15 protein-coding genes are annotated in these 17,744 nt (G+C 61.6%); 10 read left to right on the forward strand and 5 right to left on the reverse strand.

What is annotated here, in order from left to right; genetic code table 11:
• The first annotated feature begins 129 nt into the window (after positions 1-129).
• The 7 genes from AC07OV_RS21660 (at position 130) to AC07OV_RS21690 (ending at position 8,057) form a co-directional block, all read left to right on the forward strand.
• Positions 130-648: a DUF2059 domain-containing protein gene (locus tag AC07OV_RS21660; protein WP_010567461.1), complete on the forward strand. Its 519-nt coding sequence runs from the start codon at positions 130-132 to the stop codon at positions 646-648.
• Between the two features lie 6 nt (positions 649-654).
• Positions 655-954 (forward strand): BolA family protein, encoded by a 300-nt coding sequence (locus tag AC07OV_RS21665; RefSeq protein ID WP_495092935.1) that lies wholly within the window; start codon positions 655-657, stop codon positions 952-954.
• 184 nt (positions 955-1,138) lie between these two features.
• Positions 1,139-2,080: an oxygen-dependent tRNA uridine(34) hydroxylase TrhO gene (trhO, locus tag AC07OV_RS21670; protein ID WP_176998100.1), complete on the forward strand. Its 942-nt coding sequence runs from the start codon at positions 1,139-1,141 to the stop codon at positions 2,078-2,080.
• 36 nt (positions 2,081-2,116) lie between these two features.
• Positions 2,117-2,719 carry a DsbA family protein gene (locus tag AC07OV_RS21675; protein WP_176998115.1) on the forward strand — a complete coding sequence of 201 codons (603 nt, stop codon included), beginning with the start codon at positions 2,117-2,119 and terminating at the stop codon, positions 2,717-2,719.
• A complete protein-coding gene (locus AC07OV_RS21680; protein ID WP_495092936.1) occupies positions 2,712-4,532 on the forward strand; it encodes an ABC transporter ATP-binding protein in 1,821 nt (606 codons plus the stop codon). Before AC07OV_RS21675 ends, AC07OV_RS21680 begins: the two co-directional genes overlap by 8 nt.
• A 198-nt stretch (positions 4,533-4,730) precedes the next feature.
• Positions 4,731-7,205 (forward strand): EAL domain-containing protein, encoded by a 2,475-nt coding sequence (locus tag AC07OV_RS21685; RefSeq protein ID WP_495092937.1) that lies wholly within the window; start codon positions 4,731-4,733, stop codon positions 7,203-7,205.
• 78 nt (positions 7,206-7,283) lie between these two features.
• Positions 7,284-8,057, forward strand: coding sequence for an iron-containing redox enzyme family protein (locus AC07OV_RS21690; RefSeq protein WP_218172755.1), 774 nt, complete (start codon positions 7,284-7,286; stop codon positions 8,055-8,057).
• A gap of 22 nt (positions 8,058-8,079) precedes the next feature.
• On the opposite strand, the gene AC07OV_RS21695 is transcribed toward AC07OV_RS21690, so the two are convergent.
• The 4 genes from AC07OV_RS21695 to AC07OV_RS21710 all read right to left on the reverse strand — a co-directional run bounded on the left by AC07OV_RS21695 (position 8,080) and on the right by AC07OV_RS21710 (position 12,728).
• Complete coding sequence (locus AC07OV_RS21695; RefSeq protein WP_495092938.1) at positions 8,080-9,009, reverse strand: GGDEF domain-containing protein; 930 nt, start codon at positions 9,007-9,009, stop codon at positions 8,080-8,082.
• 307 nt (positions 9,010-9,316) lie between these two features.
• Positions 9,317-10,591, reverse strand: a complete 1,275-nt coding sequence (locus AC07OV_RS21700; RefSeq protein ID WP_495092939.1) for an MFS transporter — start codon at positions 10,589-10,591, stop codon at positions 9,317-9,319.
• A 55-nt stretch (positions 10,592-10,646) separates the two neighbouring features.
• Complete coding sequence (locus AC07OV_RS21705; protein ID WP_494997388.1) at positions 10,647-11,801, reverse strand: acyl-CoA dehydrogenase family protein; 1,155 nt, start codon at positions 11,799-11,801, stop codon at positions 10,647-10,649.
• A gap of 69 nt (positions 11,802-11,870) precedes the next feature.
• Complete coding sequence (locus tag AC07OV_RS21710) at positions 11,871-12,728, reverse strand: IclR family transcriptional regulator (protein WP_495092940.1); 858 nt, start codon at positions 12,726-12,728, stop codon at positions 11,871-11,873.
• A gap of 261 nt (positions 12,729-12,989) precedes the next feature.
• Between AC07OV_RS21710 and AC07OV_RS21715 the strand changes: the two genes are divergently transcribed.
• Genes AC07OV_RS21715 through AC07OV_RS21725 form a run of 3 tightly spaced genes read left to right on the forward strand, consistent with a single transcriptional unit; the run spans position 12,990 to position 16,566 of the window.
• Positions 12,990-13,775, forward strand: a complete 786-nt coding sequence (locus tag AC07OV_RS21715) for an enoyl-CoA hydratase (RefSeq protein ID WP_495092941.1) — start codon at positions 12,990-12,992, stop codon at positions 13,773-13,775.
• A gap of 2 nt (positions 13,776-13,777) precedes the next feature.
• Positions 13,778-15,307: a 3-hydroxyacyl-CoA dehydrogenase gene (locus tag AC07OV_RS21720; protein WP_495092942.1), complete on the forward strand. Its 1,530-nt coding sequence runs from the start codon at positions 13,778-13,780 to the stop codon at positions 15,305-15,307.
• A gap of 26 nt (positions 15,308-15,333) precedes the next feature.
• Positions 15,334-16,566 carry a CaiB/BaiF CoA transferase family protein gene (locus AC07OV_RS21725; RefSeq protein WP_495092943.1) on the forward strand — a complete coding sequence of 411 codons (1,233 nt, stop codon included), beginning with the start codon at positions 15,334-15,336 and terminating at the stop codon, positions 16,564-16,566.
• Here AC07OV_RS21725 and lldD read toward each other — a convergent pair.
• Positions 16,563-17,693, reverse strand: a complete 1,131-nt coding sequence (gene lldD / locus AC07OV_RS21730; protein ID WP_176998111.1) for an FMN-dependent L-lactate dehydrogenase LldD — start codon at positions 17,691-17,693, stop codon at positions 16,563-16,565. The two genes, AC07OV_RS21725 and lldD, sit on opposite strands and share 4 nt — an antisense overlap.
• Positions 17,694-17,744: the final 51 nt, after the last annotated feature.

The following is a 17,744-nucleotide window of genomic DNA, read 5'->3' on the forward strand; positions in this document are numbered from 1 at the left end:
TGGGTTCCCTAAAAGACTTTTCATCGGGCAATCCAGGCCCGACAAGGCTCGGGGTTGAGCCATAAGGTTTTTTAGGCGCAGAATGGGCGCCCTTGGGGTCTTACCTCGCCTGCTAGAAAAGGAAACTCGATGACTCGTCTTCGTGCCATCTGTACCGCGGTTGCTCTGGTTTGCGCCAGCGGCCAGGTTTTTGCCGATACCGCCAGCCACAACGCCAGTGCCGAAGCCTTCCTTACCCTGGCCCATGCCGACAAGCTGGGTACCCCGGTGTACATGCAAGTGCAGCAAATGTTCGCCCAGCGTTTCGAACAAACCAAGGCGCCTGCCGCCAAGCAGTCCGTGCTGGACAGCTACCAGGCCAAGGCCAACGCCGCGCTGGACCAGGCCATTGGCTGGCCGAAGCTGAAGCCGGACATGGTCAAGCTCTACACCAGCAACTTCAGCGAATCCGAGCTCAAGGACCTGGTTGCCTTCTACCAGTCGCCACTGGGCAAGAAAGTCCTGGAAAAAATGCCGCAGCTGACTCAACAGTCGGCCCAGATGACCCAGGCCAAGCTGGAAAGCGCCGTGCCGGTGGTGAACAAACTGCTGGAAGACATGACCAACGAGCTGACGCCTAAAGCCGCCGCTCCGGCCAAGAAGAAGTAAGCAGGAATGACCATGCGACAGCGTATCGAAACGGCGCTTGCCGCCCTGGGCACCGACCACTTGAGCGTGCTGGACGAAAGCCACATGCACAGCCGTGGGTTGCAGACCCACTTCAAGGCCGTGCTGGTCAGCTCGCAATTCGAGGGGCTCAACCGCGTCAAGCGCCACCAGAAGGTCTACGCCACCCTGGGTGACCTGATGAGCGAGTTTCATGCGCTGGCGCTGCATACCTACACGCCTGAAGAATGGGCGAAAATCGACGCAGCCCCGGCCTCGCCGACCTGCGCCGGCGGTAGCAAGCACTGATCTGTAGGCGCCCGCTTGAGGGCGATCCTCACACCTCGGTGTGTCAGGTTCACCGCAAACGCTGGCAAGCCAGCTCCTACAGAGAGCGATGTTTTGTTAGAATCCGCAACGCGCCGCTTAGCCGGCGCGTTTTTTTTGCATCCGGTTCACCCCTTACGAGGGTAGCCACCTGGAGAGAACACCCATGACTCAACCGATTGTCGTGGCGGCACTGTATAAGTTCGTCACCCTCGAAGATTACGTTGCCCTGCGCGAGCCACTGTTGCAGGCGATGGTCGATAACGGCATCAAAGGCACCTTGCTGATCGCCGAAGAAGGCATCAATGGTACCGTTTCCGGCAGCCGCGAAGGCATTGATGGCCTGATCGCGTGGCTCAAGACCGACCCGCGCATGGTCGACATCGACCACAAGGAATCCTACTGCGACGAGCAGCCGTTCTACCGCACCAAGGTCAAGCTCAAGAAAGAGATCGTGACCCTGGGCGTCGAAGGCGTGGACCCGAACAAAAAGGTCGGCACCTACGTCGACCCGCAGGACTGGAACGCGCTGATCAGCGACCCGGAAGTGCTGCTGATCGACACCCGTAACGACTACGAAGTGTCCATCGGCACCTTTGAAGGTGCAATCGACCCGAAAACCACCAGTTTTCGCGAATTTCCCGACTATATCAAAGCCAACTTCGACCCGGCCAAGCACAAGAAGGTCGCCATGTTCTGCACCGGTGGCATCCGTTGCGAAAAGGCATCGAGCTACATGCTCAGCGAAGGCTTCGATGAGGTCTACCACCTCAAGGGTGGCATCCTGAAGTACCTGGAAGAGGTGCCGCAGGAAGAAACCAAATGGCAGGGCGACTGCTTTGTGTTCGACAACCGTGTGACCGTGCGCCACGACTTGAGCGAAGGCGACTACGATCAATGTCATGCCTGCCGCACACCGGTGAGCGTCGAAGACCGTGCGTCCGAGCACTATGTGGCGGGCATCAGTTGCCCGCATTGCTGGGATAAGCTGCCGGAGAAGACCCGTCGCAGCGCGATTGACCGGCAAAAGCAGATTGAGCTGGCCAAGGCCCGCAATATGCCGCACCCGATTGGCTTCAACTATAAGCAATCATCTTCCGAGGCCTGACCCATGCCCGCGCGCCTGCTCTATGTGATGGACCCGATGTGTTCCTGGTGCTGGGGTTTTGCCCCGGTGGCCGAGGCGTTGGTGGAGCAGGCCCAGGCGGCCGGCGTTGAGCTGCACCTGGTGGTGGGCGGCTTGCGCACCGGCAGTGGTGCGGCGCTGGAGCCGACCACTCGGCGCTACATCCTCGAACACTGGCAGGCGGTCACCGAGGCCACCGGCCAGCCGTTCAAACGCGAAGGCGCGCTGCCTGACGGTTTTGTGTACGACACCGAGCCTGCCTGCCGCGCGATCGTCACCGCACGCAGCCTCGCGCCGGATTGTGCATGGAAGCTGCTGGGGCTGATCCAGCGGGCGTTTTATGTCGAGGGCCGTGACGTGACCCTCGCCAGCGTGCTGGTGGAGTTGGCCGAAGAGGCGGGCATTCCGCGTATCGAATTTGCCGGCGCCTTCGACCGCGCCGAGCAGCATGCCGCCACGGCCGCCGACTTCACCTGGGTGCAGGACCTGGGCATTGCCGGTTTCCCGACGCTGCTGGCCGAACGCAATGGCCAGTTGGCCTTGCTGACCAACGGCTACCAACCGTTGTCCGAGCTGTCGCCGCTGCTGGGCCGATGGCTGGAGCGAGCAGCCTGTGCATGACCAGCCTGACCTCACTGAGCAGCCCAAACGCACTGATTGCCTGACCTGGGCGGAAATTCGCCGCCTGGCCCTGCGTCACAAGAAATCCCTGTGGATCGCCAATGGCGTCGCCGTGCTGGCGACCCTGTGCAGCGTGCCCATCCCCCTGCTATTGCCGTTGCTGGTAGACGAAGTGCTACTCGGCCACGGTGATGCCGCCCTGAAAGTCATGAACCACGCGCTGCCCCTGGGCTGGCAAAAAGCGGCGGGCTATATCGGCCTGATGCTGCTGGTGACCCTGCTGCTGCGCTGCGGCGCGCTGGTGTTCAACGTGGTGCAGGCGCGGTTGTTCGCGCGGTTGGCCAAGGACATCGTCTACCGTATCCGCGTGCGTTTGATCGAACGGCTCAAGCGCATTTCCCTGGGGGAATACGAAAGCTTGGGCAGTGGCACGGTGACTACGCACCTGGTCACCGACCTGGACACGCTGGACAAGTTTGTCGGCGAAACCCTCAGCCGCTTCCTGGTGGCGATGCTCACGCTGGTGGGCACTTCGGCGATCCTGGTGTGGATGCATTGGCAACTGGCGTTGCTGATCCTGCTGTTCAACCCGCTGGTGATCTACGCCACCGTGCAGTTGGGCAAACGCGTCAAACACCTGAAGAAACTGGAGAACGACAGCACGTCGCGCTTCACCCAGGCCCTGACGGAAACCCTGGACGCGATCCAGGAAGTGCGCGCCGGCAACCGCCAGGGCTTCTTCCTCGGCCGCCTCGGCCAGCGGGCCCAGGAGGTGCGTGACTACGCGATCAACTCCCAATGGAAGAGCGACGCATCGAGTCGCGCCAGCGGGCTGCTGTTTCAGTTCGGCATCGACATCTTCCGCGCGGCAGCGATGCTCACCGTGTTGTTTTCCGACCTCTCCATCGGCCAGATGCTCGCGGTGTTCAGCTACCTGTGGTTCATGATCGGCCCGGTGGAGCAACTGTTGAACCTGCAATATGCCTACTACGCGGCAGGTGGGGCGCTGACGCGGATCAACGAGCTGCTGGCGCGTGCCGACGAGCCCCAATATCCCGGCGGTGAAGACCCGTTCATCGGGCGCGAAACCGTCGGTATCGAGGTGCGTGGCCTCAATTTTGGCTACGGCGAAGACCTGGTGCTCGACCAGCTGAACCTGGCCATTGCGCCGGGCGAGAAGGTGGCGATTGTCGGTGCCAGCGGCGGTGGCAAAAGTACCCTGGTGCAACTGCTGCTGGGGCTCTACACGCCGCAGGCGGGCAGCATTCGTTTTGGCGGGGCGACCCAGCAGGCAATCGGCCTGGAGACCATTCGCGAGAACGTCGCCGTGGTGCTGCAACACCCGGCGCTGTTCAACGATACGGTGCGCGCCAACTTGACCATGGGCCGCGAACGCTCGGACCAGGCGTGCTGGCAGGCACTGGAAATCGCCCAGCTGGATGCTACCGTCAAGGCATTGCCCCTGGGCCTGGACAGTGTGGTGGGGCGCTCGGGTGTACGTTTTTCCGGCGGCCAGCGCCAACGCCTGGCCATTGCGCGCATGGTCCTGGCCGAGCCCAAGGTAGTGATCCTCGACGAAGCCACCTCTGCCCTGGACGCTGCCACCGAGTACAACCTGCACCAGGCGCTGGCGCGGTTTCTCAGTGGGCGTACTACACTGATCATCGCCCACCGGCTTTCAGCGGTGAAACAGGCTGACCGGGTGTTGGTGTTTGATGGTGGGCATATTGCCGAGGATGGCGACCATCAGCAGCTGATTGCCGACGGTGGCCTGTACGCCAAGCTATACGGGCATTTGCAGCAAGTGCGTTGATGCTGAGTTTGCAATGGTTTTGTGTGATTAGTACGAGAGTCTCCCCAGGAAATAGCGGCCTACCTGCTCCTTTAATACGGCGCGGGTGCTTGAATCGACGCGGTCCGTTTGGTCGGGCCGGGCGAATTCCGCCAAGGCTGTGCTGTCAGGAGCGTTAACCACTCGCCGTTTTTTGGTAGTGCTTGTGCAAGGGACCTCATGAAGCAAAAGCGGACTCTCGGAACGACGTTAAGCACGCCTCGACTATTGGGTATCGTCTGGCCCTTTATCGCGGTGGTGCTGTTCCAGGCATTATTGGGCTGCGTCAGCCTCTACGTGCTCTCGGCCGTGCGCGGTTATGTGGCGGGCGAAAGCCTGTGGTCCAAGGGCCAGAAAGACGCCATCTACTACCTGACGCTGTACGCCGACAACCGCGACGAAGCCACCTACCTCAAGTACCAGCAAGCCATCGCCGTGCCCCAGGGCGGGCATGAGCTGCGCATCGCCCTGGACCATTCCACGCCCGACCTGGCCGCAGCGCGCCTGGGCATTCTCAAGGGCGGCAACCACCCGGACGACGTCTCCAGCCTGATCTGGCTGTACCTCAACTTCCGCCATTTCAGTTACCTGGAAAAAGCCATTGAGCTGTGGACCGTGGGCGACGGCTACCTCGTGCAATTGGATGACCTGGCGAAGACCATGCACCGGGCGATCACGGCCAATCAAGTCAGCAGCGGCGACGTGCGAGAGTGGAAGGCGCGCATCATCGGCATCAACGACGGGGTCACCCCGGCCGCCAAGGCGTTCAGTGATGCATTGGGCGAAGGCTCGCGAGTCATCCTGAGGTTGCTGTTGATCACCAACCTGGCCACCGCCTTGGGCTTGATCGCCCTGGCATTGTTGCGCACCCACAAATTGCTGACCCAGCGCCATGCGTTCGCCGACGCCCTGCAGGTGGAAAAGGAGCGGGCGCAGATCACCCTCGAATCGATCGGCGACGGGGTGATCACCACCGACGTCGATGGCGCCATCGCCTACATGAACCCGGCCGCCGAGGCGCTCACCCACTGGAAGTCGGCCCAGGCCCAGGGCCTGCCGCTGGCGGCGTTGTTCAACCTGCTGGATGAGAACGCCGAGCCTGACGGCTTCACCTTGATCGAGCACATCATCAAGGGCCAGCTCAGTGGTGGCAGCGAGCATTCCAAACTGATCCAGCGCCTGGACGGCAGCACAGTCTCGGTGACCCTGGTGGGCGCGCCGATCCGCAGCGCCGGCAAAGTCAGCGGGGCGGTGCTGGTGCTGCATGACATGACCCAGGAACGCCAATACATCGCCAACCTGTCCTGGCAAGCGACCCACGACGCGTTGACCGGCCTGGCCAACCGCCGCGAGTTCGAGTTCCGCCTGGAGCAGGTGCTGCAGCAGGTGGGGCGTCAGCCGGGCGGTCGGCATGCGTTGATGTTCCTGGACCTGGACCAGTTCAAGCTGGTCAACGACACCTGTGGCCACGCGGCCGGTGATGAGCTGCTGCGGCATATCTGTGCGCTGCTGCAATCGGACCTGCGCGAGGGTGACACCCTGGCGCGGCTGGGGGGCGATGAGTTCGGCATCCTGCTGGAGAACTGCCCGGCGCCGGTCGCGGAAAAGATCGCCGAGAGCCTGCGCCATACCGTGCAAAGCCTGCATTTCGTGTGGAAGGGCCGGCCGTTCATGACCACGGTCAGTATCGGGCTGGTGCATATCTCGCAAGCGCCCACCACCCTGGAAACCTCGTTGCGCGCCGCCGACATGGCCTGCTACATGGCCAAGGAAAAAGGCCGCAACCGCGTGCAGGTCTACCATGCCGATGACTCGGAGCTGTCGCTGCGTTTTGGCGAAATGGCCTGGGTACAGCGCCTGCACATGGCATTGGAGGAGAACCGCTTTTGCCTGTATGCACAGGAAATCTCGCCACTGGGCCACACCGATGGGGGCGACGGCCATATCGAGATCCTGCTGCGCCTGCATGACGAGGCCGGCCGGATCATCCTGCCCGACAGTTTTATTCCAGCGGCCGAACGTTACGGCTTGATGACCTCGTTGGATCGCTGGGTGGTTGAGAACGTCTTCAAGATCATCGCCAACTGTATGCGTGAGCGCCCAGGCCGACCCATGGCGATGTGTGCGATTAATCTGTCAGGTATTACTATTGGCGATGATGATTTTCTCGGTTTTCTGCATGAGAAGTTTCAGGCTTATAACATTCCACCGACGATGATCTGTTTTGAAATAACAGAAACCAGCGCTATAGCGAATTTAGGTAGCGCGATACGTTTTATCAATGAACTCAAGGCGTTAGGTTGTCATTTCTCCCTTGATGACTTTTGTGCCGGTATGTCCTCATTCGCTTATCTCAAACATTTACCTGTAGACTTCCTGAAGATCGATGGAAGTTTCGTAAAGGATATGCTGGACGACCCGATTAACCGCGCGATGGTCGAAGTGATCAATCACATTGGCCATGTCATGGGTAAGCGCACAATTGCCGAGTTTGTTGAAACACCGCAAATCGAACAGGCTTTACTTGAGATAGGTGTGGATTACGCTCAGGGTTACCTGATTGAACGACCGCAATTGTTTACCTTTGATAGCTTGCAGTGTCGACCTGTGCGGCCGCAGCCTCTGCTGTTCAAGGCGCCCGGCACATTCCGCTGAAAACTTTGCTGGTCTGTACTATCACACTTAAAAAGGAGCCCTACAGTGATCGACACATTCAACAGAACCGGCCCGCTTATGGAAGCCTCGAGTTACCCCGCCTGGGCGCAGCAATTGATCCAGGACTGTAGCGAGAGCAAGCGCCGAGTTGTCGAGCACGAACTGTACCAGCGCATGCGCGACAACACGCTCAGCGCCAAGACCATGCGCCACTACCTGATCGGTGGCTGGCCCGTGGTGGAACAGTTTGCCTTGTACATGGCACAGAACCTCACCAAGACCAAGTTTGCCCGCCATCCTGGGGAGGATATGGCGCGCCGGTGGCTGATGCGCAATATTCGCGTGGAACTGAACCACGCTGATTATTGGGTGCATTGGGCGCGGGCACATGGTGTCAGCCTCGAAGAACTGCAGGCGCAGAATGTACCGCCTGAGTTGCACGCACTGAGCCATTGGTGCTGGCACACCAGCTCGGCCGATGCGTTGATCGTGGCGATTGCCGCGACCAACTACGCCATTGAGGGGGCCACTGGGGAGTGGTCCGCCGTGGTGTGTTCCACCGGTGTGTACGCGGCAGCCTTCCCTGAGGAAGACCGCAAGCGTGCAATGAAGTGGCTGAAGATGCACGCCCAGTACGACGATGCCCACCCGTGGGAAGCCCTGGAAATCATCTGCACCCTGGCCGGAATGAACCCGAGCAAGGCCCTGCAGGTGGAGTTGCGCCAGGCGGTGTGCAAGAGCTACGACTACATGTACCTCTTCCTGGAGAGCTGCATGCGCCTGGAGAAAGAAAAGGAAAAGACGCCCGTAGCCGTTCGCGAGCGCCAGGCGCGCGTGGCCAGCGAAGCGTGATGTAAGCGTGATGGCGGGGTGCTTACCCCGCCATTGCCAAGCGGTTGCGGCCTTCGCGCTTGGCCACGTACAGCGCGTTGTCGGCGCGGCGCAACAAGCTGTCAGCGGTCTCTGCCGCCAACAAGGTCGAGCAACCCAGGCTCACCGTCAATTCGATCCGTGTACCGTCCGCCCAATAATCCTGGGCTTGTGCCGCCTGGCGCAGGCGCTCACCGACCATCGCCGCCGCTTCCCGGCCGGTGTTCGACAGCAGGATCAGAAACTCTTCCCCGCCAAACCGAAACACCATGTCCACATTCCGCAACTGACCCTTGATCGCTCCCGCCACGGCGCGCAGCACGTTGTCGCCGGCGGCATGGCCGTGGGTGTCGTTGATTTTCTTGAAGTGGTCGATGTCCAGCATCAGTAAAGACAGCGGGCTCAGATGCCGACGTGCCATGTCGATTTCCCGTTGCAGGGTCTGGTCCATGGCGATGCGGTTGCCGGTTTCGGTCAAGGGGTCGCGCAGGGCGCTGCGGGTGGCGGCGCGGTAGAGCAGGGCGTTGCGCATGGGGTACAGCAAGGTGGCCAACAACGATTCGAGCTGCCCGAGTTCTTCTTCGACCAGGCGCTGGTTGCGACGGAAGATCAGCTCGCCCAGGTGCTCGCCTTCATGGCTCAAGGTGTAGCTCACCGAGTGATGGCCGCGATGGCCGAACTCCAGGCGCAGGTCGCTGGCTTCGTGGCGATAATGCAGGGCGTCCAAAGGGACAAGGCGTTGGATCTCGCGGAAAAACAGGCCGAGGATGCGCTCCGGCTCCAGGCTGGTTTGCAAGTGCAGGCCCAATTGCTGGCGCAGTTGAGCGATCGACGCAGGGCGGCGAATGGGGAGGAGGGAAGGCTGACCAAAGCCCAGGCGTTGCAATTTGGCACTGTCGAAGTCAATTGCGTGGGTCTGGGTCGGTGTTTTCATAAGCGATCGGCCTCTAAGCACTTACTGTCTTACAGGCTCGATGAGAGTGGCGAGTGCCAAGCGTCTTACTGTTCCTTCAGTTCCGTAAAACATTGGAAACAGTTTAAACCGCTTTGCCAAGGGTTATAACCCCTGGGTACTGCCGCACGTCTTGTCATCGCTTAACCTGCTTGGAAAAGGTTAGAGCGAGATTCATGCCAAATCGTTTCTCTGGAATAAAACGCCTTATAAATCAAGCGACTGTTTTCAATCTCGAAGACAGTCGCTGAAAGGTGACGCCAGTTATTTGGCAACTAAGCGGGCGGCCTTACTGTTTTTGGGGATCGAACTGTTTATCGCGGATAAACAACGCCGGGATCACACCACAAATAAAGTACGCACCGCCCATCACCAGGAAGCCCATGCCGATGGAGCCGTGGGACGCCAGGAAACCGATGGCCGCCGGCGCCACTGCTGCGCCAATACGCCCGATGTTGTAGGCGCCGCCCACTGCCGAACCGCGAAATTTCGCCTCGAAGCTTTCTGTCATGTAGGTAGCGTTCACACCGTAGGGAATCCCGTACAGGAAGCCGAACACCACCAGCATCCACAGGATGTTCTCGGGGCTCTGGTACAACACGATCACCGGCAGGAAGATCGCCGTGCCCAGGGCGCCGAAGGCGAACACGGTGCGGCGGCCTAAACGATCTGCCGCAAGGCCGGCGAGGATCTTGCCGAAAATCATCGCGGCATAAGTGCCGACCATGTAGCTGGTCATCGATTTGAAGTTCATCCCCAATTCGCTTTCCAGGTAGGACGGCATCCAGTTGTTCACGCCGTAGTAGCCGAACTGCAGGAAGCCTGCGGTGAGCGCCCACAGCAGAAACATGCGGCTGGCTTTCGGGTCGCTGAAGATCAGCTTGAACATGCCGTCGGGCTTTTTCAGCGTGGCCTGGCGCTTGCCGTTGGCTTTCTCTTTGGCGCGCTCGGCATTGGCGGTGATCCAGGCCTGGGGCTCCGGCACCAGGCGCTGCATCAGCACCGCCAGGATCACCGGGATGATTGCCACGTAGAAGAGCCAGCGCCAGCCGTGCTCAGGCAGGATCCAGCCCGCCAGCAACGTGGCGACGATGTAGCCCACCGACCAGCCGGCCTGCAAGGTGCCGAGTACGGTGGTGCGATAACGTGTCGGTACGTATTCGGCCATCAGGGTGTTGCACGCCACGTAGAGGGCGCCCAGGCCCAGGGAGGCGAAAAACCGTGTACTCGCGAACTGCCAATAACTGTGGGTCATGCCCAGCACCGCCGTGCCGACAGAGAACAGCACGATGCTCCACACCACGGTTTTCACCCGACCGAAACGGTCGCAGGCCCAGCCGCCGTAGATGCCGCCGATGGCCATGCCGGCCAGGGTGAAGCTGCCCAGGCTGCCGGCCTCGACACTGGTCAGGCCAAACTCAGCCTTGAGGCTGCTGAGGCTGTAAGACAGCAACATCAGGTCTGCACCATCGATCAACAGGCCGAGGAAGCAGAAGGCGAACACAACAATCCACAGTTTGCTTTTTGCAGGCGACAACGCGCCCGCCGATGCGGCGACTTCCATAGCGATACCTTGTTTGTAGTTGTTAGGGCATTGGGTATGGGTGAAGCGGTGAAACCTAGCGTTGCGCCGCGCGAATCATGTTGCGGGCAATCACCAACTGCTGGATCTGCGTCGTGCCCTCATACAGGCGGAACAAGCGCACATCCCGGTAGAACCGTTCGATGGCGTATTCGCTGATGTAGCCGGCGCCGCCATGGATTTGCACACAGCGGTCGGCGACGCGGCCGCACATTTCGGTGGCGAACATCTTCGAGCACGAGGCTTCGGTGCCGATGTCCTGGCCTTCATCGCGCTTGCGCGCGGCGTCCAGCACCATGCAGCGGGCGGCGTAGATCTCAGCCTTGCTGTCGGCGAGCATCGCCTGGATTAACTGGAACTCGGCGATCGGTTGGCCGAACTGCTTGCGCTCGATGGCGTAGTGCAGGGCGTCATTCAACATGCGTTCCGCAGCACCGACACTGACGGCGGCGATGTGCAGGCGACCCTTGTCGAGCACCTTCATGGCGGTCTTGAAGCCCACGCCTTCAACGCCGCCGATCAACTGGCTGGCGGGTACGCGCACATTGTCGAAAATCACGTCGCTGGTGTGGGCACCTTGCTGGCCCATCTTGTGGTCGCGCTTGCCCAGGGACAGGCCGGGGGTGTCACGCTCAACGATGAATGCGCTGATGCCACCCGAGCCTTTGATCGTCGAGTCTGTGCGTGCCATCACCGTGAAAATGCCGGCGTGGGGTGCGTTGGTGATAAAGCGCTTGGTGCCGTTGATCACGTAGTGGTCGCCATCGCGCACGGCGGTGGTTTTCAGCGAGGCGGCGTCGGAGCCGGAATCGGGTTCGGTCAGGCAGAACGAGCTGAGCAGATCGCCGCTGGCCAGCAACGGCAGGTAGTGCTCTTTTTGTGCGTCGGTGCCGTCTAGCAGGATGCCGATGGAGCCAATGCCATTGTTGGTGCCGAAGTAGGAACGGAACGCCGGCGAGGTGCGCCCCAGTTCAAAGGCGATGGTCACCTCTTCTTCCATGGTCAGGCCCAGGCCGCCGTAGGCTTCGGGAATGGTCAGGCCGAACAGGCCCATGTCCTGGAACTGGCTGACGATGTCCGCCGGGATTTCATCGGTCTCGGCGACTTCGTTTTCCCGTGGGATCAGCGCTTCGTCGACGAACTGCGCGATGGCGTCCACCAGGATATGAAGCGTTTGTGCGTCTCGGATCATGTGCATTCCTCAGCGGCCCGTTTGGCGGGCCTGTTATCGTCGATCTGCCGAGGCCATGCACCGGTCCAGCTAGCGGGTGGCGGCCTCGATGTTGTTCACCATGTGCTTGAGGCGTGGGCCGATGTCGTCTTCGAGTTTCTCCCGCGAGAGGTGGAAACTCGGTCCGCCACAGTTGAACGCCAGCAAGCCGTGTTGCGCGTGCCGCAGTGGTACGGCGATGGCGTTGACATCGCGGTGCCACTCACCGATCGACATGCAATAGCCGAAGTCGGTGTAGTCCCGGAAGGCGCGTTCCAGCCCCTTGCGGATGGTTGGCCACTCCTCCAGATGACGCTGGCGGATGTGGTCGAGAATGAACTCCCGCTCGTTTTCCGGCATCGCTGCCAGGCAGGCGCGGCCTGCTGAACTCAAGTGCAACGGCAACCGCGTACCGACCTGGCGGCGCATGGTCATGTTCGCTTCGCCCTGGACCACGTCCAGGTACACCGCATCGAGGCGGTCCCGAGTGGCCATCGCGACGGCGGCCTGGGCGTACTTGGCCATGGTCTCCATCAACGGGTGGGCCACGGCCCGTACCGACAGGTTCGACAACATGGCGTAACCGAAGGCCATCACGCCCACGTCCAGCTGATACCGACCCGACTGCGGCATTTGCTTGAGGTAACCCAAGCGCATCAGGGTGTGGGTCATCCGCGTGATCGTCGGCTTTGGCAGCCCGGTCTTGCGCGCCAGTTCCTGGTTGCCCAGCACACTCTCGCTCGGCGTGAAGCAGCGCAGCAGTTCCAGGCCGCGCGCCAGGGCGGTGACGAACTGGCGGTCCTTGTCTTCCTCCTCATCGCTGTTCATGGGGTCAATCAGCACATGCTCGAAGGCGGTGTGGCCTGCAGGCACTTCGGTGCTGTCCGCATCCAGGTTTCGACGGCGCATGGTAAGCCTCATTTTTTTATAAAATCAACAAAACAAAATAGTATTCCGCACAGCGAAACTAAGCAAATTTTTAAAGTGCGGCTCCAGTGACTGATAAAAACCTTAAAAACAAAGGCTTATAGGCCATTTACAAATGCGTTCAGGTTTTTACGTTTACACCCGCAGAGCCGATACCTATGATTATCGCTAAATACGGAATGTTATTTCGCATAGCGAAACTAATAGTGATCCAACTACAAGAACGTTGCAGCAGGAGTGAATGTGACCAGCGCAAACCCATCCGTGGTGACCCTCGACGTCCAGGACAATGGCGTGGCCGTGGTGCGTATCCACCGCCCCGACGTGAAGAACGCCCTCAATGCCCAGGTGCGCGAAGCACTGGCCGAGCACTTTCGTGACTTGGCCAAGCGCCGCGATGTGCGTGCCATCGTGCTCACCGGTGGCGAGCAATTCTTCGTCGCTGGCGCGGACATCAAGGAGTTCGCCAGCGCAGGCGCAATCGATATGTACCGCCGCCACACCGAGTACCTGTGGGAAGCCATTAGCCGCTGCCCCAAGCCGGTGATTGCGGCGGTCAACGGGTTTGCCCTGGGCGGTGGGTGCGAATTGGCGATGCACTGCGACTTGATTGTGGCCGGGGAGTCGGCGCGGTTTGCCCAGCCGGAAGTGAAGCTCGGCTTGATGCCAGGGGCGGGCGGGACCCAACGTTTGATTCGTGCAGTGGGCAAATTCCAGGCGATGCGCATTGCGCTCACCGGTTGCATGGTCTCTGCGCCGGAAGCCCTGGCCATGGGCATGCTCAGCGAGATGGTCCCTGACGATCAAACATTACCTCGCGCCCTGGAACTGGCCGCGCAGATCGCCGCGTTGCCGCCTTTGGCGGTGGAGCAGATCAAGGAGGTGATGTTGGCCGGCGCCGACTTGCCGCTGGAAAGCGCCCTGGTGCTGGAGCGCAAGGCGTTCCAATTGCTGTTCGACTCCAAGGACCAGAAGGAGGGCGCCGCCGCGTTCTTCGAGAAGCGCACGCCGCACTATCGGGGGGAATAAGCATGAGCCACACGATCAACACCTTGGGTTTGGTGGGCACTGGCGTCATGGGCGCGGGCATTGCGCAAATCGCTGCCCAGGCGGGCGTGACGGTGCGGTTGTTCGACGCGCGTGACGGGGCTGCGCAATCGGCGCGGGATAACCTCGGCGCGACCTTCGCCAAGCTGGTGGGCAAGGGCAAGATCAGCCAGGCGGCGATGGACGCGGCACTCGCCAACCTGCAGGTCGCTGGCGTGATCGACGACCTGAAGGATTGCGACCTCATCGTCGAAGCCATCGTGGAAAACCTCGACGCCAAACGCGGCCTGCTGCAGCAGCTGGAAGGCATCGTCCGCCCGACCTGCATCCTGGCCACCAACACCTCTTCACTGTCGGTCACGGCCATTGCCGCCGGTTGCCAGCACCCCGAGCGTGTGGCCGGGCTGCACTTCTTCAACCCGGTGCCGTTGATGCGCGTCGTGGAGGTGATCGACGGCCTGGCCACCGCGCCCGCCGTCGGCGATGCGCTGCTGGCGCTGGTCGCACGCACCGGCCATCGCGGCGTGCGTGCCAAGGACACCCCCGGTTTCATCGTCAACCACGCCGGCCGCGCCTACGGCACCGAAGCCTTGAAGATGCTCGACGAGGGCATTGCCGAGCGCGGTGATATCGACCGCATCCTGCGCGACGGCGCCGGGTTTCGCATGGGGCCGCTGGAGTTGCTGGACCTGACCGGGCTGGACGTGTCCCACCCGGTGATGGAGTCGATCTACAACCAGTTCTACCAGGAGCCGCGCTACCGGCCATCGGCCCTGACTCGGCAGATGCTGGTGGGCGGCCGCCTGGGGCGCAAGACGGGGCAGGGCTTCTATCACTATGAGAACGGCCAGCTCATCAATGGCCCGCTGCCTCAGCCGGTGCCCACGGTGCAGCAGCCACCCCCGGTGTGGATCGCCACCGAAAACAGCGAAGACTATGAGCGCCTGAGCGCCCTGGTGATCGACCTTGGCGCCCATCTGGAACACGCCGCGCAGCCTTCGCCCCAGGCACTGTGCCTGCTGGCGCCGTACGGCCGTGACGCCACCAGCGCCTGCGTGCGTTTTGATACCGACCCGGCGCGTACCTTGTGTATCGACCTGCTGACGGACCTGTCGCGCCACCGCACCCTGATGCAAAACCCGCTCACAGCCCCCGCCATGCGCGACGCTGCCCATGCCTTGCTGGCAGCAGACGGAGCAGGGGTGACGGTGATCGGCGACAGCGTGGGTTTTGTCGCCCAGCGCACCCTGGCGATGGTGGTCAACCTGGCCTGCGATATCGCCCAGCAGCGCATCGCCAGCGTCGACGATATCGACCAGGCGGTGCACCTGGGCCTGGGGTATCCACAGGGCCCGCTGGCCTGGGGCGATGCCCTTGGGCCGCGACGCCTCCTCACGATTTTGCAGCGCATGAGTGAACTCACCCACGACCCGCGCTACCGCCCCAGCCCCTGGCTGCGGCGGCGGGCGATGCTGGGTGTTTCCCTGCGCCATGAAGAGCCGACTGTCGGCTGATTTGCCAACCTCACAGGATAAGAACAATGGGTGCTTTGACAGGTTTGCGAGTATTGGATTTAAGCCGTGTGTTGGCCGGCCCCTGGTGTGGGCAAGTGTTGGCAGACCTCGGTGCCGAAGTGGTGAAGATCGAGCGTCCCCAAAGTGGCGACGACACCCGTGGCTGGGGCCCGCCCTGGATGAAGACCGACACCGGCGAGTCGTCCGGCGAGGCGTCGTATTATCAGTCGACCAATCGTGGCAAGTTGTCGGTGGCTATCGACCTGGCCAGCCCGGAAGGCCAGGAGCTGGTGCGGGCGTTGGCGGCCAGCTCCGATGTATTGATCGAGAACTATAAGGCCGGCTCTCTGGCCCGTTATGGCCTGGATTACGCGACCCTGGCCGAGATCAACCCGCGCCTGGTGTACTGCTCCATCACCGGCTTCGGTCAGACCGGCCCGCGTGCCGAAGAGCCGGGTTATGACTTCATTATCCAGGGCATTGGCGGCTTGATGAGCATCACTGGCGAGCGTGATGACTTGCCGGGCGGCGGTCCGCAAAAAGTCGGCGTGGCGTTTTCCGACCTGATGACCGGCCTGTATTCCACCGTGGCGATCCAGGCCGCGTTGCTCAGCCGCGAGCGCACCTGCGTCGGCCAATACATTGATATGGCGTTGCTGGATGTGCAGGTCGCCACCTTGGCCAACCAAAGCATGAACTACCTGGCCTCGGGCAAGGTGCCGCAGCGCTACGGCAATGCCCACGCCAATATCGTGCCGTACCAGGTGTTCCGCGCCGCTGACCGCGACTTCATTATTGCCTGCGGCAACGACAGCCAGTTTATCGCCCTGTGCCAGAGCATCGGTTTGCCGCATTTGCCGGATGACCCGCGCTTTCGCCGCAATGCCGACCGCGTGGCTCACCGTGAAGAGATCGTGGCGTTGCTCTCGGCGCATTTCCTCGGGCGCAGCGCCGATGAATGGGTGGCCTGCATTCACGCTTCAAAAGTGCCGGTGGGGGCGATCAATTCCATTGCCCAATCCCTGGAAGAGCCCCAGGTGATTGCGCGCAATTTGCTGGTGAAGATCCCCCACCCGCAGAACCCGGACTTCGCCATGGTCGGCAGCCCGATCAAGATGTCTGGCACGCCCGTGGAATACCTGCGGCCGGCGCCGAGGCTGGGGCAGCACACCGACGACATCCTCGGGCAGCGCTTGGGCTTGTCAGCCGAGCAACTGGCCCAACTCAAAGCCCGTGGGATCGTCGAGCAGCAGGGTTAGACCAGCGTCGAGCGGTCGATCTGCGCGATGGAGGTGACCCCGGTCAGGGTCATCGCCACGCGCATTTCCTTGGCGAAGATATCCAGCAGGTTTTCCACGCCGCTCTGGCCGTCGGCGGCCAGCGCGTAGGCGGTGGCGCGGCCCAGCAAGCACGCCTTGGCACCCAGGGCGAGCATGCGCACCACATCGAGCCCGGAGCGGATGCCCGAATCCACCAGCACCGTGAGGTCGTCGCCGACCACGTCGGCAATCGGCGGCAAGGCCTTGGCGGTGGAGAGCACGCCGTCCAGCTGGCGTCCGCCATGGTTGGACACCACAATGCCGTCGGCGCCGAAACTCACCGCGTCCTTGGCGTCCTGTGGATCGAGGATGCCCTTGATGATCATCGGGCCCTTCCAGAAATCACGGATCCACTCCAGGTCTTTCCAGCTGATGGACGCGTCGAAATTGTTCGCCAGCCAGCCGATGTAGTCTTCCAGGTGCGTAGGTTTGCCTAGGTACTTGGAGATGTTGCCCAGGTCGTGAGGGCGGCCCATCACGCCCACATCGAAGGCCCATTGCGGCTTGGTGACCGCCTGCAACATGCGCCGCGAAGCCGCGAACGGCCCGGACATGCCTGAATGGGCGTCCCGGTAGCGTGCGCCGGGTGTGGGCATGTCGACGGTAAACACCAGAGTGGTGACGCCCGCCGCTTGCGCACGCTCCAGCGCATTGCGCATGAAGCCGCGGTCCTTGAGCACATAGAGCTGGAACCAGATCGCCCGGGCACTTTGCGACGCCACCTCTTCAATCGGGCACACCGACACGGTCGACAGGCAGAACGGAATGCCCTTGTTCGCCGCCGCCTTCGCTGCCTGCACTTCACCGCGTCGTGCATACATGCCGGTCAGGCCCACGGGGCTGAGGATCACTGGCATGTCCAGTTCCTGGCCGAACAGCGTGGTCTTGAGGCTCAGGTTGTCGACGTTGCGCAGGATGCGCTGGCGCAGGCTGATCTCGGCCAGGTCCGAACTGTTCGCGCGCAACGTGTGTTCGGCGTAGGCGCCGCCGTCGATGTAGTCGAACAGAAAGCGCGGCAGCTTGCGCTGGGCAGCTGCGCGGTAGTCGGAGGCGGACGAGATGATCATGAACAGTGGCTCCACAAGGCAAGGTGGCTCAGGATAGGCAAACTTCTGGCA

The organism is Pseudomonas sp. GW821-FHT09A09, assembly GCF_059418405.1.